Source organism: Porticoccus sp., from assembly GCF_041592135.1.
GTDB lineage: Bacteria > Pseudomonadota > Gammaproteobacteria > Pseudomonadales > Porticoccaceae > Porticoccus.
This window is the reverse complement of record NZ_JBFHQR010000021.1, coordinates 1-25,206: the sequence shown is the minus strand read 5'-3', so window position 1 is coordinate 25,206 and position 25,206 is coordinate 1. Positions and strand designations below refer to the sequence as shown.

General features: G+C 61.9%; 29 protein-coding genes. 16 read left to right on the top strand and 13 right to left on the bottom strand.

Annotation, left to right across the window (positions count from 1 at the left end):
• A partial coding sequence (locus tag ABY948_RS03870; protein WP_461481200.1) for a hypothetical protein occupies positions 1 to 243 on the bottom strand: 243 nt, incomplete at its 3' end.
• A 366-nt stretch (positions 244 to 609) separates the two neighbouring features.
• On the opposite strand from ABY948_RS03870, the gene ABY948_RS03865 reads away from it, so the two are divergent.
• Together ABY948_RS03865 and ABY948_RS03860 are read left to right on the top strand one after the other, a co-directional pair.
• Entirely contained in the window at positions 610 to 2,178 is a 1,569-nt protein-coding gene (locus ABY948_RS03865; RefSeq protein ID WP_461481199.1) for a flagellin N-terminal helical domain-containing protein, read from the top strand.
• A gap of 249 nt (positions 2,179 to 2,427) precedes the next feature.
• Positions 2,428 to 2,778: a flagellar protein FlaG gene (locus ABY948_RS03860; RefSeq protein ID WP_461481198.1), complete on the top strand. Its 351-nt coding sequence runs from the start codon at positions 2,428 to 2,430 to the stop codon at positions 2,776 to 2,778.
• Between the two features lie 16 nt (positions 2,779 to 2,794).
• Here the strand turns inward: ABY948_RS03860 and fliE are convergent, their stop codons facing one another.
• Positions 2,795 to 3,130: a flagellar hook-basal body complex protein FliE gene (fliE, locus tag ABY948_RS03855; protein ID WP_461481197.1), complete on the bottom strand. Its 336-nt coding sequence runs from the start codon at positions 3,128 to 3,130 to the stop codon at positions 2,795 to 2,797.
• 271 nt (positions 3,131 to 3,401) lie between these two features.
• On the opposite strand from fliE, the gene fliF reads away from it, so the two are divergent.
• The 13 genes from fliF to fliR all read left to right on the top strand — a co-directional run bounded on the left by fliF (position 3,402) and on the right by fliR (position 14,460).
• Positions 3,402 to 5,129, top strand: a complete 1,728-nt coding sequence (gene fliF / locus ABY948_RS03850; protein ID WP_461481196.1) for a flagellar basal-body MS-ring/collar protein FliF — start codon at positions 3,402 to 3,404, stop codon at positions 5,127 to 5,129.
• Positions 5,126 to 6,136 carry a flagellar motor switch protein FliG gene (gene fliG / locus ABY948_RS03845; RefSeq protein WP_461481195.1) on the top strand — a complete coding sequence of 337 codons (1,011 nt, stop codon included), beginning with the start codon at positions 5,126 to 5,128 and terminating at the stop codon, positions 6,134 to 6,136. Before fliF ends, fliG begins: the two co-directional genes overlap by 4 nt.
• Positions 6,129 to 6,881, top strand: a complete 753-nt coding sequence (gene fliH, locus ABY948_RS03840; RefSeq protein WP_461481194.1) for a flagellar assembly protein FliH — start codon at positions 6,129 to 6,131, stop codon at positions 6,879 to 6,881. Before fliG ends, fliH begins: the two co-directional genes overlap by 8 nt.
• 29 nt (positions 6,882 to 6,910) lie before the next feature.
• Positions 6,911 to 8,275: a flagellar protein export ATPase FliI gene (gene fliI / locus ABY948_RS03835; RefSeq protein WP_461481193.1), complete on the top strand. Its 1,365-nt coding sequence runs from the start codon at positions 6,911 to 6,913 to the stop codon at positions 8,273 to 8,275.
• Positions 8,272 to 8,745 (top strand): flagellar export protein FliJ, encoded by a 474-nt coding sequence (gene fliJ, locus ABY948_RS03830; RefSeq protein WP_461481192.1) that lies wholly within the window; start codon positions 8,272 to 8,274, stop codon positions 8,743 to 8,745. The genes fliI and fliJ overlap by 4 nt, the downstream gene beginning before the upstream one ends.
• A gap of 2 nt (positions 8,746 to 8,747) precedes the next feature.
• Complete coding sequence (locus tag ABY948_RS03825; RefSeq protein WP_461481191.1) at positions 8,748 to 9,995, top strand: flagellar hook-length control protein FliK; 1,248 nt, start codon at positions 8,748 to 8,750, stop codon at positions 9,993 to 9,995.
• Positions 9,996 to 10,107: 112 nt separating this feature from the next.
• A complete protein-coding gene (gene fliL / locus ABY948_RS03820; RefSeq protein ID WP_461481190.1) occupies positions 10,108 to 10,596 on the top strand; it encodes a flagellar basal body-associated protein FliL in 489 nt (162 codons plus the stop codon).
• A 21-nt stretch (positions 10,597 to 10,617) separates the two neighbouring features.
• Positions 10,618 to 11,664 carry a flagellar motor switch protein FliM gene (gene fliM / locus ABY948_RS03815; protein ID WP_461481189.1) on the top strand — a complete coding sequence of 349 codons (1,047 nt, stop codon included), beginning with the start codon at positions 10,618 to 10,620 and terminating at the stop codon, positions 11,662 to 11,664.
• Positions 11,657 to 12,175, top strand: a complete 519-nt coding sequence (gene fliN, locus ABY948_RS03810) for a flagellar motor switch protein FliN (protein ID WP_461481188.1) — start codon at positions 11,657 to 11,659, stop codon at positions 12,173 to 12,175. Before fliM ends, fliN begins: the two co-directional genes overlap by 8 nt.
• Positions 12,172 to 12,588: a flagellar biosynthetic protein FliO gene (gene fliO / locus ABY948_RS03805; protein WP_461481187.1), complete on the top strand. Its 417-nt coding sequence runs from the start codon at positions 12,172 to 12,174 to the stop codon at positions 12,586 to 12,588. Before fliN ends, fliO begins: the two co-directional genes overlap by 4 nt.
• A complete protein-coding gene (gene fliP, locus ABY948_RS03800) occupies positions 12,588 to 13,376 on the top strand; it encodes a flagellar type III secretion system pore protein FliP (RefSeq protein WP_461481186.1) in 789 nt (262 codons plus the stop codon). Before fliO ends, fliP begins: the two co-directional genes overlap by 1 nt.
• 14 nt (positions 13,377 to 13,390) lie before the next feature.
• Entirely contained in the window at positions 13,391 to 13,660 is a 270-nt protein-coding gene (fliQ, locus tag ABY948_RS03795; protein ID WP_461481185.1) for a flagellar biosynthesis protein FliQ, read from the top strand.
• 20 nt (positions 13,661 to 13,680) lie between these two features.
• Positions 13,681 to 14,460, top strand: a complete 780-nt coding sequence (gene fliR / locus ABY948_RS03790) for a flagellar biosynthetic protein FliR (RefSeq protein WP_461481184.1) — start codon at positions 13,681 to 13,683, stop codon at positions 14,458 to 14,460.
• 57 nt (positions 14,461 to 14,517) lie between these two features.
• On the opposite strand, the gene flgL is transcribed toward fliR, so the two are convergent.
• From flgL to flgB, 11 genes are all read right to left on the bottom strand, one after another.
• Positions 14,518 to 15,714, bottom strand: coding sequence for a flagellar hook-associated protein FlgL (gene flgL / locus ABY948_RS03785; RefSeq protein WP_461481183.1), 1,197 nt, complete (start codon positions 15,712 to 15,714; stop codon positions 14,518 to 14,520).
• Positions 15,715 to 15,728: 14 nt separating this feature from the next.
• Positions 15,729 to 17,348, bottom strand: coding sequence for a flagellar hook-associated protein FlgK (gene flgK, locus ABY948_RS03780; protein ID WP_461481182.1), 1,620 nt, complete (start codon positions 17,346 to 17,348; stop codon positions 15,729 to 15,731).
• A 77-nt stretch (positions 17,349 to 17,425) separates the two neighbouring features.
• Complete coding sequence (gene flgJ / locus ABY948_RS03775) at positions 17,426 to 18,433, bottom strand: flagellar assembly peptidoglycan hydrolase FlgJ (protein ID WP_461481181.1); 1,008 nt, start codon at positions 18,431 to 18,433, stop codon at positions 17,426 to 17,428.
• Positions 18,433 to 19,560, bottom strand: a complete 1,128-nt coding sequence (locus ABY948_RS03770; RefSeq protein WP_461481180.1) for a flagellar basal body P-ring protein FlgI — start codon at positions 19,558 to 19,560, stop codon at positions 18,433 to 18,435. Before ABY948_RS03770 ends, flgJ begins: the two co-directional genes overlap by 1 nt.
• Positions 19,561 to 19,575: 15 nt before the next feature.
• On the bottom strand, positions 19,576 to 20,154 hold the full coding sequence (locus tag ABY948_RS03765; RefSeq protein ID WP_461481179.1) for a flagellar basal body L-ring protein FlgH: 579 nt from the start codon (positions 20,152 to 20,154) through the stop codon (positions 19,576 to 19,578).
• Positions 20,155 to 20,268: 114 nt separating this feature from the next.
• A complete protein-coding gene (gene flgG, locus ABY948_RS03760) occupies positions 20,269 to 21,051 on the bottom strand; it encodes a flagellar basal-body rod protein FlgG (RefSeq protein WP_461481178.1) in 783 nt (260 codons plus the stop codon).
• Positions 21,052 to 21,065: 14 nt separating this feature from the next.
• Positions 21,066 to 21,824 (bottom strand): flagellar basal body rod protein FlgF, encoded by a 759-nt coding sequence (locus tag ABY948_RS03755; protein ID WP_461481177.1) that lies wholly within the window; start codon positions 21,822 to 21,824, stop codon positions 21,066 to 21,068.
• A 12-nt stretch (positions 21,825 to 21,836) separates the two neighbouring features.
• Positions 21,837 to 23,018 carry a flagellar hook protein FlgE gene (flgE, locus tag ABY948_RS03750; RefSeq protein ID WP_461481176.1) on the bottom strand — a complete coding sequence of 394 codons (1,182 nt, stop codon included), beginning with the start codon at positions 23,016 to 23,018 and terminating at the stop codon, positions 21,837 to 21,839.
• Between the two features lie 60 nt (positions 23,019 to 23,078).
• The gene (locus tag ABY948_RS03745) at positions 23,079 to 23,759 is read right to left on the bottom strand and encodes a flagellar hook assembly protein FlgD (RefSeq protein WP_461481175.1); all 681 of its coding nucleotides are present in this window, start codon (positions 23,757 to 23,759) and stop codon (positions 23,079 to 23,081) included.
• Positions 23,759 to 24,169: a flagellar basal body rod protein FlgC gene (gene flgC, locus ABY948_RS03740; RefSeq protein WP_461481174.1), complete on the bottom strand. Its 411-nt coding sequence runs from the start codon at positions 24,167 to 24,169 to the stop codon at positions 23,759 to 23,761. Before flgC ends, ABY948_RS03745 begins: the two co-directional genes overlap by 1 nt.
• 96 nt (positions 24,170 to 24,265) lie before the next feature.
• Positions 24,266 to 24,682, bottom strand: coding sequence for a flagellar basal body rod protein FlgB (flgB, locus tag ABY948_RS03735; RefSeq protein WP_461481201.1), 417 nt, complete (start codon positions 24,680 to 24,682; stop codon positions 24,266 to 24,268).
• 168 nt (positions 24,683 to 24,850) lie between these two features.
• Between flgB and ABY948_RS03730 the strand changes: the two genes are divergently transcribed.
• Positions 24,851 to 25,206 (top strand): hypothetical protein (locus tag ABY948_RS03730; RefSeq protein WP_461481173.1); only part of this gene is annotated, 356 nt, incomplete at its 3' end.

Sequence of the window (25,206 nt, the reverse complement as noted above, 5' to 3'; positions counted from 1 at the left end):
GCTGTGTGCCAACAGAAAAAATTCTTTTCCCGCCGCCAATTCTGCGGGCCACCCGGCGGCGGAACTGATCTCAATCGCCAGGTTTTTTTCATCATCTGCCGCGCAATTAACATACACCGGAAAGGCGTTGTCGCTGTCTTCGTCAAACTTCAGGAATGCCCCCGGCAGCACCATCAGTTCATTGAGCAGTTCCGCCGCCTCTGACGGATCATCAACAATAATTACTTCACCCTGCTGCCGCATTACCCGTTATTCCCGTCACAACCATCTCTACCCGCACGGGGCATGCAATAGCTATCGGCGAAACCGGCGGCCACTTAAATCATTCACAGGAAACAGCAAACAGCGCACGGCGCCGACAACAACAGCCGGCGCTATCAAGCGGACAGACTCACAACACAGGTCGATGGGAGGGGAATAAAACCGTGAACTGACCGGGCGGGGCAGTGCCTGGACGACCGCTGCACCGAGAAAATAACAGCCCACCCTAAAGCTATTGAAATTTCCGCCGACATACTCTCTAGCGGCCATTGTACCGTGACCCAGGACCGACGGCTGTGTCAGCTATCAGTCCCTAATCATCAAAACACTGTTAGGAAGGATACGACCATGTCAGTTATCAATACCAACATCACTGCCCTGATCGGGCAGCAGAACTTGGGCCGCTCCCAGAGCGCCCTGCAAACCTCGATGGAGCGCCTGTCTTCGGGTCTGCGCATCAACAGCGCAAAAGACGACGCTGCCGGTCAGGCAATTGCCAACCGAATTTCATCGCAAATCACCGGTTTGATGCAGGCCCAGCGCAACGCCAACGACGGCATTTCCATTTCGCAAACCGCTGAAGGCGCCCTCAATCAGGTCAACGATAACTTGCAGCGCATTCGCGAACTGTCCGTTCAGGCCGCCAATGACACCAATTCCGCATCCGACCTCGAATCCATCCAGAATGAAATTACCCAACGCCTGGATGAGGTCAACCGCATCTCCGCCGAAACCAGTTTCAACGGCGTCAAGGTGCTGGCCAGCGACCAGGGTGTCACCATCCAGGTCGGCGCCAACGACGGTGAGAAAATCACCATGAACCTGCGCGAAATGTCCGCTGAAAAACTCGGCCTCACCAGTTTTGATGTGCGCAACACCTTCTTGACCGACGAACTCTCCACAACAGCGACCACCGAAACCGTGCCCGCTTCCCTCAATGTCAGTGACGCCACCTTTGCCGACGGCGCAGCCGCCGCAGCCTATGACATCTACGTGGAAAGCGCGGACCCCGATCACATTATCGTGGTCAACAGCACCACCGGTGAAGGTTTCAACGCCACCTACAACGCCACCACCGGCGCTCTGGAATTCGACACCAGCACAGCCGTCGGTGACGGTACCGGCGGTGACGTCGATGCCGCAACGGTAACTGCGGACTATAGCCAGGTAACCGGCACCGACGGCGTATCGGTGGGCGGCGGCGTCACCCTGGAAGCCCAGGATCTGGAAAACGGCACTTTCGTGGACGCCAACCCGGCGGCAACCCCGGAACTGTTCGTCAACGAGAACGGTGAATTTGTCGTCAGCCTCGATGGCGGCACCACCTACCACGATGCCACTGTCGACCTGGACAGCACCTCCGCCACCTACGGCCAGGTGGACTATGACAGCTCCGCAGCGGCCACTTACTCAACCACCAACCTGAGCGCCGCCCTGGATCAGGTGAGCGATCCCACTGCCACTGTCGCCATCGACACCAGCGGCCTGGACACCGCCCTGGTGGGCAGCAGCGCCGAAGTCTACGCCTACGCCGATAACAGCGGTTATGTGGTAAAAGGTGCAGACACCGACGGCAACACCGTCTACTACGATGCCACCGTTGACGAGTCCACCGGCGCCGTCACCCTGGGCGACCAGCTGACCGCTGACCCGCTGGCGACACTGGATACCGCACTGAGCGAAGTGGATGTGTTGCGCTCCGAACTGGGTGCCATGCAGAACCGCTTTGAATCGGCCATCACCAACCTGGCCGCGACCAGCACCAACCTGTCTGCCGCGCGTTCACGGATTGAAGATGCCGACTACGCCGTGGAAGTCTCCAACATGACCCGCGCGCAGATCCTGCAACAGGCCGGCACCTCTGTGTTGGCCCAGGCAAACCAGGTTCCACAAACTGTGTTGTCGCTGCTGCGTTAATCTCCGCATTACGCCCGAGCCTGGGGGCGCCCGTCATGGGCGCCCCTTTTTTATGTCTGGCCGGTTTATTTCCAACCTGTTGATTGGCTGTGGGTTGATGGCCGGGGCGCGCCTTCAGCGCGGTCAGAAACTGTGATGCGTCGCGCGCTCGGATGGTTCTTTTCTCGCCTCGACGGGCGCGACAGATCGAGAAATTAAAGTAATCCACAGCCCTGCCGATGAGGGTTAATAACAGCAGGAATCGATGCCATGACGCTATTGCAATCATCAAACAATTTGGCTGGCACCAGTGAACTCAACCTGGGGCAACTCTCCGGCTCACAACGGGTTGAGCGGGTGCTCGAGCAGCTCCCCCCGGCCGCCACGGCGGAACAACCTGCCTCCATGGAAACGCTGGTGAAAGCGGTGCAGCAGGTGAACGATGTGGTGCGCCCCTACGGGGTGGAGTTTGACATCCAGCAGAAGTCAGCGAAAATTGTTACCCGCATCATTGATCGGGAGACCGGCACGGTGATTCGCCAGTTTCCCTCGGAAGAAGTACTGCGCATTGCGGAAAGACTGGATGAGCTGGCCGGCCTGCTGCTGGACCAAAAGGTTTAGGGCGAACATGCCGCCGTTAAACCTGCATATTCATAATTTCCTTGTAGGACTGAATCAGGCGGTTGCGAACCTGCACCCCCATCTCGAAAGCGAGCCCGGCTTTTTGCTTATCCACCATCACCTCGCTGAGGGACACATTCGGATCGCCCACCTCAAAGGCCTTCATGCTGCTGCTCGCGGCGCCCTGAAGCTGGTTGATTTTTTCGATGGAACTCTGCAGCTCATCAATAAAACCGCTCCGGCCAACCTCCGCGGTCCCATGCGGCACAACCGCCACATCGTTTTTCGCGGCGGCCTGCGCCGCCAGGGTGTGCATTTGCTGAAGGGCTGAGTGAATTGGTGGAATAGCCACAATTCGCCTCCTGCTTCAGGGTTTGTGGATGAGGCGAGAGGTTACCAGCACCCCCGACCGGAGCAATCCATCAATTAGCGACCAAAAAATAGCGCTTTCTCGGCTTATAGCCCGTCACCGAGTGCTGATAATAGTTCGACTCGAGGCGTGCCGCCCAACACAGGCCGACCGTTTTTAGTCATAACGAACGGTCGGGCAACAGCGGCTTTTCCCGCCCGGCAGCGTCTTCCCAAACGGCTCGGCACCTCGACAGAGAAAGGTTAAACGTTCTATGAGCAGTGCGCCGCCAATTGCAGAATCCACCAGCCATGTCCTCCAGACTGGCGTGCCGTCGCTGACCTCCGCCAACGCCATCCTGCACAAACTGCGCGGCAACAATTCCCTGGTGCTGGCCATGATGCTGGGTGCCGCAGCGGTCGCCGTCATCATGGCGCTGTTTATCTGGGCGGAAACCCCCGAGTACCGGGTGCTGTTCAGCAATCTCAGCGAAGCCGACGGCGGCCGCATCATCAACGAACTGGACAAGCGCACGGCGCCCTATCGCTTCAGCGAAGGCGGCAATGCGATCCTCGTCCCCGAGGACCAGGTGCATATGCTGCGCCTGCAACTGGCGGAACAGGGCTTGCCGAACGGGGCCGGGGTCGGCTTCGAACTGATGGATAACCAGGCCTTTGGCATCAGTCAATTTGCCGAACAGCTCAACTTCCAGCGCGGCCTGGAGGGCGAGCTGGTGCGCTCGATACAGGCCCTGTGGCCGGTGGTCAACGCCCGCATCCACCTGGCACTGGCCAAGGAATCCGTCTTTGTGCGCAACCGCGAACCGGCAAAAGCGTCGGTGCTGGTGACCCTGCACCCTGGCCGTGTGCTGGACCCCGGCCAGGTCAATGCCATTGTCCACCTAGTGTCCAGCAGCGTATCCGGCTTGACCACCAACAACATTACCGTGGTCGACCAGAATGGCAACCTGCTGTCCAACTCCGGCCGACCCGACACCCGCCAGGAACGCACCCAGCTCGACCATGTCCAGGAGGTGGAAAACACCTATCGCGAACGCATTGAAAACACCCTGACCCCGCTGTTTGGCCGCAACAACATCCATGTCCAGGTCACCGCCCAGATTGATTTTTCCAGTCGCGAGGAAACCGTCGAGCATTTCGTGCCCAACCAGGACGGCGCTTCCGCCGCGGTGCGCAGCGCCCAGTGGAGCACCAACCTCGACGGCTCCGATGCCGTCGCCGCGGGCATTCCCGGCGCCCTGTCCAATGCCCCGCCGACCTCACCGCCCCCGGCAAAGGGCAAGGGCGACAAAGCCGGCAACAGCCCAGCGGCCAAGAGTGGCGGCAGCCTGCAGCGGGAAAACACCGTCAATTACGAAGTCGATCGCAACATCATTCACATCCAGCACCAAAGCGCCCGCATTGAGCGCCTGAGCAGCGCCGTGGTGGTCAATTACCGCAGCGAACTGGACGAAGAAGGCAACCCGCTCATGAAACCCCTCGACGAGGAGGAGTTGCAGCAGGTCACCCTGTTGGTCAAACAGTCCATGGGCTTCTCCGAGGCCCGCGGCGATCAGGTGCAGGTGGTCAACAGCCCGTTCACCGAACAGCCTGCCAGCGAAGCCGCAGCCCCGGAGCTGACCGAACCGCCCTTCTGGAAGACAGTCGGCGGCCAGCAGCTGATCCTCAGCCTGGCCCGTTACCTGGCCGCGGCGATCGGGGCGCTGGTGATCTTCCAGATCGTCCTGCGGCCCTTGCTGCGCAAGCACCTGCAGCCCTCCCCGACCCCCAGGATTCCCATACCACCGACCATGTTGGGGGCCGGCATTCCCGACCCCAGCGGTGAGCCCGCTGCCGAAAACATCGCCGCCCGCAAATCCCTGGACGGCCGCAGGCGCAAGGCCTCCAACTATGAGCAGAGTATCGATGAGGTGCGACAGGCGGCCAAAGATGATCCCCGCCTGATTGCCATGATCGTGCGCAGCTGGATAAACAAGGGATGAGCAACGAACTGTCACTCAAGGCCAGCGGCCCGCGCATGGGTGCCATCCTGTTGATGGCCCTCGACGAAGACAGCACGGCGGAAGTGTTCAAACACCTCACCATGCGGGAAATCGAGGACCTCAGCCACGAAATGGCCATGTTGGGACAGATCTCCCACGAGGAAATGCAGCGGGTGCTGGATAATTTTTACGATGAATCCGAGGAGCTTTCACTGCTCGGGCAGGGCTCCGGCGAATACATCAAAGCCGTGCTGACCAAGGTGCTCGGCAGCGAGCGCGCCGCCAGCCTGCTGGACGATATCGTCGAAACCAGTACCGCCACCTCCGGCATCGACGCGCTGAACATGGTGGAGGCCCCCACCGTTGCCGAAATGATTCGCGATGAACACCCGCAAATCATCGCCACCATCCTGGTTCACCTGGAGCGCGGTCAGGCCGCCAGCATTCTCGAGCTGTTTGACGACAAGCTGCGCCAGGACATCGTGCTGCGCATCGCCACCTTCAGCGGGGTGCAACCGGCGGCGCTGCACGAACTCACCGAGGTACTGGGTGGCATGCTGGATGGCCAGAACCTGAAACGCAGCAAAATGGGCGGCGTGAAAACCGCCGCGGAAATCCTCAACCTGATGAACAGCAGTGTCGAGGAGGCCACCATCGAAGCGGTGCGGGCCTACAACGAGGACCTGGCGCAACGCATCATCGACGAAATGTTCCTGTTCGAGAGCATGATCGAGCTGGATGACCGGGCCATCCAGATGGTGCTGAAAGAGATCAACAATGATTCCCTGGCCATCGCCCTGAAGGGCGCGCCGCAACCGCTGATGAACAAGTTCACCAGCAACATGTCCCAGCGCGCCGCCGAATTGCTGATCGACAACATGGATAACCGGGGACCGGTTCGGGTATCCCAGCTGGAAGCCGAGCAGAAAGCCATCCTGCAGGTGGTAAGGCGCCTGGCGGACTCCGGCGAAATCGCCCTGTCGACAGGAAACGACCAATATGTCTGACCCTCAGCTGGACAAAACCGCGCCGCTCTCCAGCCATTGGCAGCCCTGGCAGATGACCAAACTGGCGCCGGCCAATCCGCCGCAACCCGAAACAGCCAGCCAGCCCAAAGGCCAGAAAAAAAACCCGCCCGATGAGCGCCAGCAGGGCTACCAGGCCGGCTTGACCGCGGGACGCCAGGCGGGCCACAAGGAGGGCTTCGACAGCGGCAAAAAAGCGGGCTTCGAGGCAGGCAGGAAGGAGGGCCTCGAGCGAGGGCTCCGGGAAGGTCGCCTGGCGGCACAAAAGGAACTGGCGCAGCAGCTGCAACAGAGCCTGCAACCCCTAACCCAGCTGGTGGCCAATTTTGCCGTGGCCATGCAACAGCTCGACACCGACATCGCCGCAGAGCTGGTGGACGTGTCCCTGGCCATCGGTCGACAACTGGCCCGCGACCAGCTCGATGAGCGCCCCGTCCTGATCCTGGAAGTGGTCAAGGAACTGCTCCACACCGAACCGAGCCTGAATGGCAAACCCCGCCTCTGCCTGCACCCGGAGGACCGCGAACTGGTGGAACAACTGATGGGCAGCGAGCTGGAGGTGGCGGGCTGGAGCCTGCAATCCGACGACCTGATCACCCGGGGGGGCTGCCGCTTGATCAGCGCCCACGAGGAGTGCGACGCCAGCTGGGAAACCCGCTGCAAAATGATTCTCGCCCAGGTCCGCCAGCGCCGCAGCCTGGCCAGAGTGGTCGGGGGCAACGGTTAGTGGATGCCCCTCAGGGAGAATCGGCCAGGATGTTCGATTGGCAGCATTCCCTCGGCCAGTTTCGCCAGCGGGTCGCCGCCGGCACAGCCTACCAACAGAGCGGCCGGGTGGTGCGGGCCAGCGGCCTGGTGCTGGAAGCCGTCGGCCTGAAAGTCCCCCTGGGCAGCGCCTGCCAGATCGAAGTGGCCCGCGACAACCAACTCGAACACAAACGCTATGCGGAAGCGGAAGTGGTGGGCTTTGCCAACGGACGACTCTACCTGATGCCACTGCACGAAATCAGCGGCCTGACCCCCGGTGCCAGGGTTTTTGCCCTGACCGAGGACTGCGGCACCCACACCCGCCGCTTTCCCGTCGGCGATGCCCTGCTGGGTCGGGTGCTGGACAGCAGCGGCGATCCCCTCGACGACCTCGGCCCCCTCAAGGGTGCCCCGAAGGTCCCCCTTGCGACGCCGGCCATCAATCCGCTGGCCCGGGCGCCCATCGAGGCGCCCATCGATGTGGGGGTGCGCGCCATCAATGCCCTGTTGACGGTGGGGCGCGGCCAGCGCATGGGGCTGTTCGCCGGCTCCGGGGTCGGCAAGTCGGTGCTGCTGGGGATGATGGCGCGCTTTACCGCCGCCGACAGAATTGTCGTCGGGCTGATCGGCGAACGGGGCCGGGAGGTGCAGGACTTTATCAGCAACATCCTCGGCGCCGACGGCCTCAAACGTTCCGTGGTGGTGGCCGCGCCGGCGGACACCTCGCCGCTGCAACGCCTGCAGGGCGCGGCCTATGCCACCCGCCTGGCGGAGGATTTCCGCGACCGGGGACACAACGTGCTGCTGATCATGGATTCGCTGACCCGCTACGCCATGGCGCAGCGGGAAATCGCCCTGGCCATTGGCGAGCCGCCGGTCACCAAAGGCTATCCGCCCTCGGTATTTGCCAAGTTGCCGGCGCTGGTGGAGCGCGCGGGCAATGGCCCCCGGGGGAGCGGCTCCATCACCGCTTTTTACACCGTCCTGACCGAGGGGGACGACCAGCAGGATCCCATCGGCGATTCCGCCCGCGCCATCCTCGACGGCCACATCGTGCTGTCCCGCACCCTGGCAGAGGCCGGGCACTACCCGGCCATCGATATCGAAGCCTCCATCAGCCGCGCCATGAACGCGATTGTCAGCAAGCAGCAGCTCGACATCGCCCAGCACTTCAAGCAGCTTTTTTCACGCTATCAGCGCAACCGCGATCTCATCAGCGTCGGCGCCTACAGCCCCGGCGGCGATCCGCAACTGGATCTGGCGGTGGAAATGTACCCCAAACTGGAGAGCTTCCTGCGCCAGCCGTTCAGCGAGGGCGCCTCGGTAGAACAGACAGAGCGCGGACTCGCCGCCATCTTCGGATCAGCAACATGAGAAAAGAATCACTGGCGCTATTGACCAACCTGGCCCGGGAGGCCCGCGATGCCGCCGCCAAACTGCTGGCCACTAAACAGCGTGACCAGCGCCTTATCAGCGTGCAGATCGACCAACTGGTGGCCTACCGACTGGAATACCGCAACCAGCTGCACGGCCTGGCCACCGAAGGTATCGAACTCACTACCCTGAGGGAGTTCCAGCGCTTCCTGGCGATGCTCGACAACGCCATTCAACAGGCCCAGGAAAAACTCGCCAAACACGAACAGAGTGTTGTTCAGCACCGCGAATCCTGGCGTGAAAAACAACAACAACTGGTCGGTTACGACACCCTGGCCGCGCGCCTCAACGCCGTGCAGCGCCAGGGAGAGCAGCGCCGCGAACAGCGCCTGCACGACGACATCAGCGTCACGCTGATGTCGCGCACGTCCGCCTTTGCCAATGCCTCTGACCCCAACGCCCAGGAGTAGCCATGGACATCAATGCCATCGTCAACTTGCCCAGTCAGGTCGACCGTCCGGTCGAGTCCCCCAGCGGGGTGGAAGGCGACCTGCCGTCTGAGAGCTTTGCCAATACCCTGAAAAACGTTGCCCGGCAACAGCGGGAACGGCCAGACGAACAGCGGGAAAACGGCACCGATGCGACCAACGGGAGCGGTGCGCTGACCGTCGCCCCCGCCGCCAACCACCTGCCGTTTGGCAACCTGAATGCGCTCACCGCCGACGCCCCCCTGTCCTGGGCGAATCCGCAGTTGGCCCAGCGCTTTGAAAGCCTGGCGCAGGCCCTGCTCGACCACCCCGGTGCCGTGCCGCTGGTGCAGGCCGGGGCGATACCGCCGGGGCTGGTCGAGGCGATGGCGGCGGGCGCCGCACCCCAGAGCCTGGCCGAGGCGGCCGCCGCAGCCGCTGACGCTCCCCCGGACAGCGCGGGCGAACTGCCCGCCGTCGCTGCCACCACCACCCCCGTGAAGGCCGCGGTAACCTGGACTCAGACAGGCCAGAACCCATCCCCACGGGGTGCGGAAATGAAGACCCAGGCGGCGGCGCTAGCGACCGCTGGGGCGAGCGAGAGCGTCGAGCCGACAGACGCTTATCCCGATGCCGACGGTGCCCCCCCGCTGTTGGCGGCGCGCACCGGCGCGCAGCAGACGGCCGCCGCATTCGCCGTGGAGCCGCCTCTGGGCGAGGGTGCGACGACCAGCGCCGCGGGCGGGAACAGCGCCCTGCCCAGCGGTTTTCAGGCCGCCCTCGGCAGTCAACTCCGGGATACCAACAGCGTGACTCATCTCGGCGTCAAAGCGCCGCTTGCCTCCCCGCAGTGGGCCGGTGAATTTGGCCAGCACCTGCTGGCCATGGTGCAGAACAACGACCAGCAGGTCTCACTGCACCTGAACCCGGCGTCGCTGGGGCCACTGGTGGTGGATATCGATCTCTCCGACCAGCGGGCCAACTTCCACTTCAGCGCCCATAACCCGCAGGTCCGCACCGCGCTGGAAAATGCCCTGCCGCAGTTGCGCGAGCTGCTGGCGGAACAGGGCATCAGCCTGGGAGAGGCCATGGTCGGCGAACACCGGGGTGAGCAGCAGCGCGAGTTCGCCCAACAGCACAAAGCGGCTGCGGCGGGCGGCCCGGCGGTGGAGGAGCTCGGCGACCGGGTGGACGCCCCGCAGGCAAACCCGGTGGCCCTGGCCAATAGCGGGCGCATCAATTTGTATATCTAGGCCTCCCGGCGTTAAAAGCCGGATATACGACCGTTTATCGACACTTATCAGGCCATCGCCCGCCCAGGGCGATCCCTATACTGGGCCCAGCTTATTGATCCGGGGTTAACACGTGGCAAAAACCAAAGAAAAGCAGGGCAAGGGCAAACTGTTCATCATCATCGCCGGGGTCGTGCTCTGCCTGCTGACCGCGGCAAACGTCTACTTCTTGGTCGCCAAGCAGAAGGGCGACGCAAACCCTGCAGCGGCAGAACAGGCGAAAGCTGAACCCGGGGTGGCGCCCGCGCCGATCTTTGTCAAAGTCGGCCCCATGACGGTCAACCTGGTCGGCGACCAGTACGGTCAGCACCTGCTGTACACCAGCCTGACCCTGAAAGTGGACAATGACGAGACCCGGGAACTGCTCAATACCCATATGCCCGAGGTCCACAGCCGCCTGCTGCTGCTGCTGTCGAGCAAGACCGCGGAGGAACTGTTTTCCGCGGCGGGCAAGGAGTTGCTGACCCAACAGGTGCTGGCCATGTTTGACCAGCCCCTGACCCACCCGCAGCCGCCACTGGCCATCAGCTCGGTGCTGTTTAGTGAATTTATCGTCCAATAACAGAGAGTAGAGACGGGCCAGATGTCGCAAAGTGATGTGCTGTTGCAGGATGAAATCGATGCGCTGCTGAATACCGTCAGCGGGGACAGCGACACGCCCTCAAGCCAGAAAGAAGCATCGCGCATCCGGCCCTACAACCCCGCCACCCAACACCGCATTATTCGCGAACGGCTGCATGCGCTGGATATCGTCAACGAGCGCTTTGCCCGCCTGTTCCGAATCAGCCTGTTCAACCTGATTCGCCGCAATGCCGACATCACCGTCGACTCCATGCGCTACGAGAGTTACAGCACCTTTTCCCGCAATGTGCCGGTGCCCACCAATATCAATCTGGTGAGCGTCAAGCCGCTGCGCGGCACGGCCATGGTGGTGTTCCCCCCCAACCTGGTGTTTATGGTGGTGGACAACCTGTTCGGCGGCGACGGGCGCTTCCATACCAAGTCGGAGGGGCGGGAGTTCACCAGTACCGAACAACGCATTATTCGCCGTCTGCTGTCGCTGGCCACCGACGCCTACCAGGAATCCTGGCAGGCGGTTTTTCCTGTGGAGATCAGCTACCTGCGCTCGGAGATGCAGGCCAAGTTTGCCAACATCACCAACTCGCCCAATGAAATCGTCGTCAATACCACCTTTCACCTGGAAGTGGGCAACCACGCCAGCGATTTCCAGATCTGTATGCCGTTCGCCATGATCGAGCCATTGAAGGACCTGCTGGTCAATCCGGTCACCGACCGGGACAGCCAGAACGAAGCGCTCTGGAACAAGCGCATCGCCGGCGAAATCAAGGAAACCCATGTCGAAATCGTGGCGGATTTTGCCAGCATCACCCGGCGCATCAGCGAGGTGCTGGCCCTGAAAGTGGGCGATGTACTGCCCATCACCCTGCCGGAAAAGGTGACCGCGCGGATCGACAGCATTCCCATCATCGAGTGCGACTACGGCAGCCTCAATGAGCATCGCGCGCTCTCTGTCAGCCGGGTCATTGAACACGCGCAGGTGCCCGTCCTGCCATCAGAACAGTTGAACAAGCACCCCTCCAGCCGTGCCGGGAAATCAAAACATGAGTGAGAACGAGAACACGCCATCCGCCGCCGATGACTGGGATGTCGCACTGGCCGAGCAAGCCGCCGAGGCCCCCCAGGGCGACGTTGAAGACCCCTGGGCCGACGCCCTGGCCGAACAGCAAGCGGCCGTGGCGTCGCCAGCCAAAGAACCCGTGGCGGCACAACCGGCGGCCGCCGCTGCCACAGCGGAAAGCAAAACGGCCAACGGCGACATCTTCAAACCCCTCAACAAGGGAGAGAGTGTTGCCCCGCCCCGTGAACTCGAAATGGTCATGGACATTCCGGTGAAACTGAATGTCGAGCTGGGCCGCACCCGCATCACCATCAAACAGCTGCTGGAACTGACCCAGGGTTCAGTGGTGGAGCTGGAAGGGCTGGCCGGCGACCCCATGGACATCTTGATCAACGGCCACCTGATCGCCCAGGGCGAAGTGGTGGTGGTCGATGACAAATACGGCATTCGTGTCACCGATATCATTACCCCTTCAGAGCGGGCGCAGAAGTTAAACCGATGAACGGCCTCAAGGATGTCGGCAGCCTCACTGCGGACAGCGCCAGCCAGGTATCACCACAGCTCGCCGGGGATGCGGTGAACAGCCTGGCGATGCTCGGCAAGACCTCTCTGGCACTGCTGCTGGTGGTGGCCACCATCTGGCTGTGCAGTTTCCTGCTGAAGCGCCTCAACAGGCAACATTTACTGGGCGGAAAAAATCTTCGGATCATCTCCAGCTGTGCCATCGGCCAGCGGGAGCGCGTGGTGGTGGTGGCCATTGAACAGACCTGGCTGGTACTGGGCGTGGGGGGCGGACAGGTCAACCTGTTGCACCAGCTCGACGCCCCCGCCGATGCGGTGCACAGTGCCGACCAGGGCGCCGAGAGTTTCGCCAGCCGGCTGCTGCGGATTCGCGATCGGGATAGCGGCAACTGATGGCGCGACGTTCCCCACCGGCCGGGCTCGCCCGGCTGCTGAGCGGTAAACGGCTGCTGGCCGCCGCGGCCTTTCTGTGGCTGGCCGCCCTGTCCGGGGATCTGCTGGCCCAGGGTATCACCGGCATCGTCAGTCGCCCCACCGCCGACGGCGGCCAGGAGTGGTCGCTGCAACTGCAAACCCTGATTCTGCTGACCAGCATGGCCTTTCTCCCGGCCATGCTGCTGATGATGACCAGCTTCACCCGCATCGTCATCGTGCTGAGCCTGTTGCGCACCGCCATCGGCACCCAGTCCGCGCCACCCAACCAGGTATTATTGGGATTGGCGCTGTTCCTGACGTTTTTTGTCATGTCCCCGGTACTGAACCAGATCTATGAAACCGCCTGGCCCAAACTGGCCAGCGAGGAAATCACGTTCCAGCAGTTCGCCGTGGAGGGCAGCAAGCCCCTGAAAACCTTTATGCTGACCCAGACCCGTGAAACCGATCTGGCGCTGTTCGCCAAACTGGCGCAACTCGACGCCCTGCAGGGACCGGAGGAAGTCCCGCTGCGGGCGCTGATCCCCGCCTTTATTACCAGCGAGCTGAAAACCGCTTTCCAGATCGGCTTTACCATTTTCATCCCGTTTCTCATCATCGACCTAGTGGTGGCGAGCGTGCTGATGTCCCTGGGGATGATGATGGTGCCGCCGTCGACGATTTCCCTGCCGTTCAAATTGATGCTGTTTGTGCTGGTGGATGGCTGGCAGCTGATTATCGGCTCACTCGCACAGAGTTTTTACGTCTAGCACAGGAGCTACCCATGACCCCGGAATCAATTATGGATCTGGCCCACCAGGGCATGCGCGTGACCCTGTACCTGGCAGCACCGCCGCTGCTCACCGCCCTGATCATCGGCCTGCTGGTCAGCCTGTTTCAGGCCGTCACCCAGATCAACGAGATGACCCTGTCCTTTATTCCCAAGATACTCGGCGTGTTTGTCGCCCTGGCGATCGCCGGGCCGTTTCTGCTCGCCCTGATCACGGAGTTCACCGAAAACCTGTTTGCCAGCATTCCGCTGATGGTGAACTAGCGCGTTATTGAGCCGGCGCCATGATCGATGTGACCTTTGCCCAGCTGGAGGACTGGCTGACGCTCTTTTTGTGGCCCTTTGCGCGCATCTCCTCGTTCCTGCTCGCCGCCCCGCTGTTCGGACACTCCAGCGTTCCCGCCAGAATTAAAATCGGCCTGGCACTGTTTCTCACCTTTATCGCCGGCGCCACGCTGCCCGCGCTCCCCAGCACGCCGCTGCTCTCCTGGCAGGGGTTGGGAATTTTGGTGGAACAGATTGTGATCGGCCTCGCCCTCGGCCTGGCACTGCATATTGTCTTTACCGTGGTACAGCTCGCCGGCGAGCTGATCGGCCTGCAAATGGGACTGGCTTTTGCCACCTTCTATTCCCCCGACAGCGGCAACACCATGATCCTGTCGCGGCTGCTCTATATGCTGGCGCTGTTGATGTTCCTGGCCTTTGATGGACACCTGCTGGTGATCCAGATCCTCGTCGGCACCTTTGTCGAGCTGCCGATAGGCTTTAGCGGACTTAATGCCAGCGCCTTTGAAATGCTGGTGCAATTTGCCAGCACGGTTTTTGTCTCGGGGTTGCTGCTGGCACTGCCGCTGATTACCGCGCTGCTGGCCATCAACCTGGGAATGGGCATCCTCAACCGGGCGGTTCCCCAGTTCACGGTGTTTTCCATCGGCTTTCCCATTTCCCTGACGGCGGGCATATTTCTGCTGTCGGTGCTGATGAATGATCTGGGGCGTTTTCTGGAGGGACTGTTCAGCGAGGGCTTACAGTTCTTTGAACACCTGGCGAAGTTGCTGGGGTAGCAGCCGCGGCGCCGGTCGGCAGCGCTGAACCGCCGCCAGTGCCGGGGTGACCTGTGGCTACAGCAGGTTGAACAGCGACAGCTTGTTGATATCCACGAAGGTTTTCTGCGCGGCCTGCAGGCCCACCTGGCGCAGGGTGTAATCGGAGATCGCCTCGACATAATCCAGGTCCACCAACTCGGACAGCGTCTGCTGGTAGTTGAGAATGCGGTTCTCCTCCACCAGATCCAGTGCGTCGAGCTCGTTGAGGCGCGCCCCGGAAGAGGCCCGCACCGTCAGGATATTGTCGAAACTGTTGTCGAACTCCCGCATGGAGGTACTGATGGTATTGGCCAGGCTGGCCTTCTGGGCATCGGTTTGGGCGGGGGTCTCCAGGGTGGCTATCACCTTTTCAAAGGTGGCGAAAAGATTGGTGTTCATCTGGCTTGCCTTATCGACGGTGAGACTGTCGCCATCCGCCGGCACGCCTTCAAATGTCATTGATAGACCGCCAAAGGTCACTGCCACCCCCGGCTGGTAGGTCACCGGGGGCCCACCATTAATGCTGTAGCTGGTATCGGTTCCCACCACACTGAAACTGATGTCATAGGCGGCGCCGAAACCCGGATCGGAGGAGTCCACCACCCGCGGGCCGACAAAGGTGGCACTGCCGCTGTTCGCCGCATCCGCCTCCGCCACATAGCCGGCACCGCTTTGTATCGCCAGAAAGACACCATCGCCGCTGTCCGCGGCCTCCATCAGGCGCGATGCGTCGATGCGCACCTGGCGATCATTGCTGTCGCCCACATAGACGACACTGCCGGAAACATCCCTGACGAAGGGCGGGCTGTTATCGCGGTAGCCGCCAAACAAATAGTGACCGTTGCCATCGGTGGCGTTGGCCTGCCCCAATACCATTTCCATCACGCCGCGCATCTCGCTGGCGATGGAAGCGCGGTCGGCATCGCTGAGGGTGGCATTGGCGGCCTGCACCATCAGCGATTTGGTTCTCACCAGGGCATCGGAAATACTGTTCAATACCGATTCCTGCTGGGTCAAGGCACTGCGCGCGCCGACCCGTGCATCGCCGTACTGCTCGGCAACCGCCTTTGACTGGGCGACACCCAGCGCCTTGGTGGCCGCCTGGGGATCATCGGCGGGGGTCAGCAGCCGGCGACCGGTGGCAATCTGCTGGCCGATCTTGAGAAAGTCGCCCTGCTGGCGATTGATCGAGGTCACGCTCTGGTTATACATGGTCAAGGTACTGATGCGCATGGCGATGGCTCCTGTCAGCTACGCAGCCCGAGAATGGTGTCCAGCAGGGTGCCGCCCACCTCGATGATTTTAGCGCTGGCCTGGTAATACTGCTGGTAGCGAATGAGGTTGGTAGCCTCCTCGTCCAGATTCACGCCGGATTCCGACTGCTGCATGGTGCGAATCTGTTGGGTCAGGCCTTCCTGGGCGGTCAGGTTGACCTGCACGATATTGGTCTGGTTGCCGACAAAGCCGACCAGCGAGGCATAGGCCTGGTTCAGGCTGGCCCGTCCACCCACCAGGCTGGCCGATTGCAGATCCTGCAGGGCCAGGGCGTTGCGGTTATCGCCACTGCCCGCACCGCTGCCGGCGGCAATCCTGGCGGTATCGCCAATCAGGTTATCGAAGCCGGCGGCGACGCGACGGGTGGGCTGCAACTGGTAGCGGTCGCCATCGACGAGTACCAGCGGGTCGTCCAGGGTCAGGGTCAGGCCGTCAAAGACGAGCTGGTTGGCGGCATCAAGGGTCAGGGTAAACGGCGCGCTGCCGTCCCGGCGGGTGATGGTAAATTCACCGCTCGCCGCATCGCTGACCTTCAGGTCGTAATCGCTTCCGGTCAATCCGGCGGCATCGGTGAAGGCGGCGCTGAGCACCGCCGTGCCGGTATTTTTGGTATTGGCAAACACCGTAGGGGAACCGATGGAGAAGAACGCCTCGCCCAGGTCGCCGTTTAAATCCACCCCCATTTCGTGCTGTTCATTGACCGCCATGGCCAGGGACACCGTTATATGGCCGACCTGGTTTTGCACCTTGTCGAGGGTTTCCGCACGAAACGAGAACAGCCCCCCCAAACTGCCGCCGTCAAACAGCGACTCCGGCAGTTCCTGAATATTGCCGGCGGAGTCCCGGTAACCCAGCACGATCCGGTTGGGATCGCCGGCGGAGGCGATGGTCTCGAGGGCAAAGGACTCCGTACCGGACACCAGCGGCTGGCCGTTGGCGATGGCAATATTGTAGGAGCCGCCATCCTGTATCGTCAGTCGCACTTCGACCCGCTCACTCAGTGAGTTCACCAACTGGTCCCGCTGGTTCAACAGGCTGTTGGGGGGTACGCCGGTTTTCGCCGTCGCCAGGGCGATATCGCGATTCAATTTGGCGATCAGCGCCGCCGTGTCATTGATCTGGGTGATCTCGTCGCCGATCTGGATGTTGACATTGCGCTGCATGTCCTGGAGGTAATTGTCCACCGACCGCAATTGCGAGGACAGGGTGTCGGCCGTGCCGATCACCTCCTGGCGGGCGGCCGGATCGGAGGGCGCGGAAACCAGATCCTGAATGGCCGAGAAGAAATCCTGCATCAGCGGTGCCAGGCCCGCATCGCTGTCCGCCACGAGGTTGTTGATCTGGCTGATTTGCGTCTGGTAATTCTGCAAGCCCGTCAGGGCGCTGGTGGCGCTATTGAGCTGGGAGGCGATAAAGTAATCGAACTGGCGCTGCACCCCGCTGACGTTCACACCGCCAATGCCGGACTCCTCAAGCAAGGTGAGTTCGCGGTTGTAACCCTGGGTGTAGACATTGGTGATGTTGTTGCTGGTGGTATTGAGGGCAATTTGCGCCGTGTGCAACCCGCTGACACCAATGGAAAAAATGCTCATCAACCACTCCTTAGCGGCCCGTTCAATAGATTATCGGCAGCGGCACCCGGTTCTTGACCGGGAATAGCGCCCGCCCCTCACCCCGCCGCCCGATTGCCCTGCCTGATCAGGGCGATCAGTTTGTCCGCGTACTCGGGATCGGTGGCGTAACCGCCCCGCTGCAGGGCCTGTGCGGCGCGCTCGGCATCGGGGGCCTCAAGTACCGCCCGGTAGCGGGGCTGTGAACGGATCAGCTCGGCGTAATCGCCGAAGGCCTGCCGGTAGGAGTCGTAAACCCGGAACTCGGTTTGCATCCGGCGGCGCTGCCCGTCAATCACCTCGTGGGTGCCGACGGCGACGGTCTTGCCCTGCCAGCTGTCGCCGGCCTTGATGCCAAAGAGGTTGTAACTGTTGTGCCCCTCCGCGGTGGTCATCTGGTGGCGCCCCCAACCGGTCTCCAGCACCGCCTGGGCCAGCATTAATTCAGCTGGGATACCGCTGGCTTCGCTCACCTCGGCGGCCACCCCCTGCAGCTGCGCGACAAAATCGGCGCCGGTCGCCCGCGGCCGGGAGGGCTCGAAAGTGTCGACGGTCTCAAGGGTCTCGCCGACAGGGGCTTCCATCTGGATTTGCTGGAGGTAACCGGTAAGCCCGCCGCGCACCCCGCCGGCAGTATTGGCGCTAGGCACAGTCGGCGGCGGGTTGCGCTCAACCATGGCCTGCTGCTCCGTCAGGCGCCGCGGCTGGGCTCGGGAAATACCGGCCAGGCCATCGCTGTCGCGGAGCTGCCCGGCCAATTGTTGCTGCGACTGCAAATGCGCCACCAGCTGATCCGCCAGCCCCACCCCGCGCGCAGACAGGTGTTGCGCCCACTGCTGATCCATCAATGAATCATAAAACTGGCTCTGGGAGCCTCCGCCCATCAAATCGGATTTGGGGATGGCATCGCGCATACTCTTCAGCATGGACTGTAGGAACAGCGCCTCGAACTGCTTGGCCGCCTCCTTCAGCGCCCCCGCCTCATCGTTGCGGGCACTGTGCTTGAGGCGCTCCAGCCCCTGCACGTCAAGGGCGAACTGGTTGTTGGCCAGCGGCGTTATCGCCATCAGATAATCTCCAGCTCCGCCCGCAGGGAACCCACCACTTTCAGCGCCTCGAGAATGGACATCAGGTCCTGGGGGGTCGCCCCGAGAGCGTTGAGGGCATTGACCACTTCCGACAAGTCGGCGCCTTCCACGGTCTGCAAACTGCCCCGCTCCTGCTCGATGGTGACCCGGCTGTTCGGCACCACCACCGTATCACCCTGGCCAAAGGGTGCCGACTGGCTCACCTGGGGGCGGCTTTCAATAATCACCGACAGGTTGCCGTGGGACACCGCGGCGGGGAACAGGCTGACCCGGCGATTCAACACCACCGAGCCGGTGCGGGAATTGATCACCACCTTGGCGGCCGCATCCGGCATATTGATGTAGAGGTTTTCCACCCGCGCCATGAAGTTGACCTGGGCATTGCTGTCCAGCGGACCCTGTATGCGGATCACCCGGCCATCCTGTGCGGCGGCCAGCGGCTGGGAAAACTCCCGGTTGATGGCCGCCACCACCTCCCGCGCAACGGTAAAATCGGCCCGCTTCAACTGCAGCTCGATCAGCCCCGCCTCGGTGCCCAGCCGGGTCGCCACCTGCCTTTCGACAATGGCGCCGCCGCTGATCCGGCCCGCGGACTGGTGATTGATCTGGGCGCTGCTGCCGCCGGACTCGGCGCCGACACCGCCCACCAGCAGGTTGCCCTGGGCGATGGCGTACACCTGGCCGTCGGCGCCCTTGAGCGGCGTCATCAACAGGGTGCCGCCGCGCAGGCTGCGGGCGTTGCCGACGGAGGACACCACCACGTCAAACTGCTGGCCGGGGCTGGCAAATGGCGGCAACTGCGCGGTGACAATCACCGCGGCAATATTGCGCAACTGCATGTTGGTTCCCGGCGGCACCGTAATGCCCAACTGGGAGAGCATGTTGGTGAGACTCTGGCCGGTAAAAGGCGCCTGCATGGTCTGGTCGCCGCTGCCGTCCAGACCGATGACCAGGCCGTAGCCGAGCAGCGGGTTATCGCGCACCCCGACAAAATCGGACAGCTCGGCGAGGCGCTCGGCCTGTACTGTCGGCGCGCACAGAATGGCCAGCATCAGCCAGAGGGCTGCCAGCCGTGCGGGCTTGAGAAAAATGGCGGACAGCGACACGATCAACGGCCTCCCCTAAAACGGTGACACATTGAGGAAAAAGCGCTGCAGCCAGCCCATGCGCTGCGCTTCGCTGATATAGCCCTTGCCCACGTACTCAATGCGGGCATCCGCCACCTGGGTGGAGGAAACGGAGTTCTGGGCGGTGATGGTGCGCGGATTGACCACCCCGGCAAAGCGGACATACTCCGTGCCCTGGTTGATGCCGATCTGTTTTTCGCCGGTGACCCGGAAATTGCCACTGGGCAGCACCTCCTGAACCGTCACGGTAATGGTTCCCGTCAGGGTGTTGTTGGCGCTGGAGCTGCCGCCGCCACTGAAATCGTTGTCGCCGGACAGGTCGAAACTATAATCGCCGAGTTTTTCCAGGCCCTTGGGCAGGATATCCGGGGTCAGCGACGCGCTGCCATTGCGATTGGCGGTCGACGCCGAGGTCTTGCTGGCGCTGACCTGCTCATTGAGGACGATGGTGAGGATATCCCCGGGACGGCGCGGCCTGCGGTCCTCGAACAGCGGGTAATAATTCTGCTCGCTCTGGTAGATGGCGCCATTGTCCTGGGGCTGGGCGGGCGGCGGGAAGTCGGGCGCTGACACAAAGACATCCCTGTCCTTTGTCAGTGCACTGCCGCTGCAACCGGCCAGCAAGCAGACACTCGCCAGCAGCAGCCAAATCGTTTGCGAAGCAATTTTCATCTCAGCCCGTCACCGTCACAACTGGCTCAGTCGGGCCAGCATCTCATCGCTGGTCTGCACGGCGTTGCTGTTGATTTCGTAGGCCCGCTGGGTCTGGATCATGCTGACCATTTCCTCCACCACGTTGACGTTGGAGGTCTCCACGTAGCCCTGGTAAAGCCGGCCCGCGCCGTTCATGCCGGGCAGGCTTTCATTGCGCGAGCCCGAGGCGGTGGTTTCGAGGTACAGGTTTTCGCCGATACTTTGCAAGCCGGCCGGGTTGACGAAGGTGGACAGCGACAGCTGCCCCACCTGCTGCACCTGGTTGTCACCGGGCTGGGTCACGGAAACGATGCCGCTCTGGCTGACGCTGACGGACAGGGCGTTCTCCGGAATGATCACCGCCGGTTCCACCGGGTAGCCGCCGGCCGTCACCAACTGGCCATTCTGGTCGACCTGAAAGCTGCCGTCCCGGGAAAAGGCGGTGTTGCCATCGGGCATCAACACCTGGAAGAAACCGTCCCCGCTGATGGCCAGGTCCCGGGAATTATCGGTGCGCTGCAGGCCGCCCTGGGTGTGCAGTCGCTCGGTGGCCACCGGGCGCACCCCGGTGCCCACCTGCATGCCGGAGGGCAGGTTGTTCTGGGTGGTCGCCTGGGCGCCCGGCTGGCGGATATTCTGGTACAGCAGGTCCTCAAAAACCGCCCGGGATCGCTTAAAGCCGTTGGTGCTGACATTGGCCAGGTTGTTGGCAATGACGTCCATCTGCATTTGCTGGGCCTCGAGCCCGGTTTTGGCGATCCACAGAGATTTAATCATCGGGCGTTACCTCATTAACCTTGAATTGACAGCAGACTGTTGGCCCGCTGGGCATTTTGGTCGGCGGTTTCAATAATTTTTAACTGCATTTCATAGCTGCGCGCGCAATCGATCATCGCCACCATGCTCTCCAGGGGGCTGACGTTGCTGCCCTCCAGGGAACCGGGCGCCAAGCGCACGTTTTCATCCTGGGGCAGTGTCGCGGCCTCGCCATTAGCGCCGGGGGCCGCCCGAAACAGGCCGTCATCGCCGCGCAACAGCGGTTGCTCCCCGGCCGTGACCAGCTTCAGGCGCGCCACCTCGACCAGGGAGTCGGGGTCTTCACCCTCGCCGATGGCACTGATGGTGCCATCTGTGCCCACCGACAGCTTCGCCCCCAACGGCACGGTGATGGGACCACCCGCACCGATCACCGGGCGGGCGCCGCTCATCACCAGGCCGTTGCTGTCCACCTGCAGGTCGCCCCGCCGGGTGTAGGCCTCGCTGCCATCCGCGGCCTGCACCGCCAGCCAACCGTCGCCGTCGATGGCCACGTCGAGATCGCGCCCGGTGGCGCTGATGGGGCCGCTGGAAAAATCCGCGCCCGGGGTGGTCACCATTACCGGAATGCGGGTGTTGTAGAGCGCATCGGCCGGCATCGACGCCTCGCTCATGGCGGTCAGCTGGGCGCGAAATCCGGTGGTGGTGGCATTTGCCAGGTTATGGCTGACCACCCCCTGCTGATCGAGGATCTGCCGGGCGCCACTCATGGCGGTATAGATGATGCGGTCCATGGTTCAGTCCCGTTAGCGCAGGTTGACCGCGTTCTGCAGTACTTCGTCCTGCACCTTGATGGTCTGGGAGTTGGCCTGGTAGTTGCGCTGGGCAATGATCAGGTTGACCAGCTCCTTGGTCAGGTCGACGTTGGAGTTCTCCAGCGCCCCAGCCTCGAGACTGCCCAGCAAACCGGTGCCGGCGAGGCCGAGCAGCGGTTGCCCGGATTCGGTGGTTTCCTGCCAGGCATTGTCGCCGAGGGGTTTCAAACCCTCCGGGTTGGTAAAGTTGGCCAGCAGAATGGTGCCCAGTATCTGGGTTTGCTGATTGGAATAGTTGCCCACCACATTGCCGCGGTCATCGATCAGCACACCCACCAGGCTGCCCGAGGTGTAGCCATCCTGGTTGACGGCGGTGATTTCAAATTCATTGCCAAACTGTGTGGTGCCATCGAGCTTCAGCGCCAGATCAATATCCGCCACACCGCCGCCGGGAGAAAAGGTAAAACTGCCGAGACCGGCGGCGCTGGACAGCAGACCGTTGGTGTCAAAATTCAGCGTGGCGGTTTCCGGCGCCAGCTCCCCGGTGCGGGACATCTTGACTTCCCAGGTATTGTCGGCTGTCTTGGTGAAATACAGCGTGCTGTTGTGGGGTTTGCCCTGGGAGTCATAAATCGTGACATTGTTTGAATAGGAGTAGCTGGCGGCATCCGTGGCATCAAAGGGGACGGTCAGCCGGTCCACTGTTGCTGTCCGGGCATCCAGGTTCATGGTGGAACTGATGGCAGTGGTGGCCGTCGCCTGCAGATTCCCGGAACCCAGCTGCAACGCCACCGGATCGCCGCCGACGCCGCCCACCGGATAGCCGGTCAGCTTGGCCCCCTGGGCATTGATGAAGTAGCCGTCACTGCTCAGGGTCAACTGGCCGTTGCGCGAGAACACCACCTGGTCGTTCTGGATAAAGCGGAAGAAGCCGTTGCCGCTGATGGCCAGATCGAGGTTGCGGCCAGTGCTCTCCAGGGTGCCGGTGCTGAAGTCCTGCAATACCGCCGACACGCGGGTACCCAGTCCCGCCTGGGCTTCGGCGAAGACATCCGCAAACAGCGTGTGCGCGCCCTTGAACCCCACCGTCTGGGAGTTTGCAATGTTGTTACCGATGACTTCCAGGTTGGTGGCGGCAGCATTGATGCCACTAAGTGCTTGCGAAAATCCCATATGACGACCTCCTCGGCCTGCCTGTGCTGTCGTGAAAAATGCAAAGCTGAAATGTTGTGATCAGAGTATCTGGCGAACATCCTGCAGACGGACCTGCTCGGAAATCCCCCCCAGATCGAGTCGGGTCGCACCCTGGCGGTCAGTGCTGACCGCCTGCACCACCGCATAGTTGAAGGTGCCGCTGTCCAGCGCACTGCCGTCCCCAGCTTGCGCCTCGACAACCACTCGGTAGGCACCCTGGGGCGCGTATTCACCGGACTCCAGGGTGCCATCCCAGACAAAAGACTGGTAACCGGCATCCATGGCGCCCAGATCGAAACTTCTGACCGGCACGCCGCTGCCATCGACAATGGTGGCCACCAGTTGCTCCGCCGGATTCTCCAGCTCGACCCCAAAGGGGGTGGAGGCGCCATCGGGGCCGACCAGTATCCGGTCGCCGGCGACCATCACGCCCTTGCCAATCACCCCCGCCGCCTGCAGTGCCTGACCCGCTTCAATCTGGGAATTGATGCCCTGCAACGTCGCGTTCAGGTCCTCGATGCCGCTGACGGTATTGATCTGCGCCAGCTGCGAGGTGAGCTCCGAGTTTTCCATCGGATTTAACGGGTCCTGGTTTTTGAGCTGGGTGACCAACATGGTCATGAAATTATTGCCGAGTTCTTTTGCGCTATTGCCGCTGGCCTGCGAACCGCTGGCGGCAGCCTGGGCATTGGCGCTTTGAATGACATCGTTGACCAGCATCACATGCCCTCGCCCAGGGTCAGGGTTTTCATCAGCAACTGTTTGCTGGTATTCATCACTTCCACGTTGGCCTGATAGGAGCGGGAGGCGGAAATCATGTTGACCATCTCACCCACCGGATCGACATTGGGCATTTCCACATAGCCCTCGTCATTGGCAAGCGGGTGCTCCGGCCGATATTCGAGTCGCATCGGCGAACTGTCTTCAACCACCTCCGAGACCTTTACCCCGCCCACCGCCTGGGCGCTGTAGGCGGCATTCTCGAAAATCACCTGTTTGGCCCGGTAGGCGCCGCCCCCGGGGCTGGTGACGCTCTCCGCATTGGCAAGGTTGCTGGCCGTTACGTTCATTCGCTGGGATTGGGCCGCCAGGGCGGAACCCGAAATTTCAAGAATGGAAAACATCGACATGGCCTATCCCCTCCTCTGTCATCTGCCGCCCGGGTATCCCCCTTCGGCGGCAAGTTTTAATTGCGGAATGGTCGGTTTACTCGACCGCCAGGCAAACTACTCCGACTGCATCGCCGTTTTCATACTGCGGATATAGCCGTTCAGGAACGTCAGGCTCGCCTGATGGCGAACCGCGTTGTCCGCGAAACGGACCCGCTCGGTCTCCATTTCCACGGTGTTGCCATCCATACTCGGCTGAGCCGCGATCCGGTACTGCAGATTGTGCAGGGATGGGTGAGCACTTCCGGCGACGGCGATATGCCGCGCCGAGGTGGTGGCCAGATGCCCGCCTGCGTGATCGGGCCGACCGCTTTTGACCGCCTTGGAAAGCTCCCCGGCAAAATCAAAATCCCGCGCCTTGAAATTGGGGGTGTCGGCATTGGCGATGTTGCCGGCCAGCACCTGCTGGCGCTGCTGGCGCAAGTTCAGCACTTCTTTGTGAAAGCCCAGTGCGTCGTTCAGCTGGTTAATCATCAGCAAAACCCACTCCTACTTAGTAATTAATTCCAGTGTAGGGGTGGCGCTGTCAGCCAAAATGAGAAAAAGGGGGTGTTTTAACAGCCATTTCCCCCCTTAGGAAACAACCGCCCTCTTTAGAATCCCCACCAACAGGAATCCACCCTTTACGCCTGCGCAGCCGCTATGCACAACCGACGAAATAAAGCCTTCTCATTGAAAAACAACTGGTTGCCCTTATTCCTGGCCGCCATGACATACAGCCATTGGGTGCTGTCAGAAGCGGCGCCGGATCAGGCAACGGCCACCGCGCAAGCCTTTCTCGAGCAACAGGCCGCGCCCCTTGGCGATAAAGTCACCGTGACCATCACCCCTTCGTCGGCGCAGCTACCGGCCTGCGAGAACCCCCAGGCTTTCCTGCCGTTTGACCGCCCGGTGACGGCTGGCAACCTCACCGTGGGCATAAACTGCGGCGCCGACAATCGGCAGGTTCGCTATCTGGGCGCCCACATTTCCGCAATGGGGCATTACCTCATCGCTGC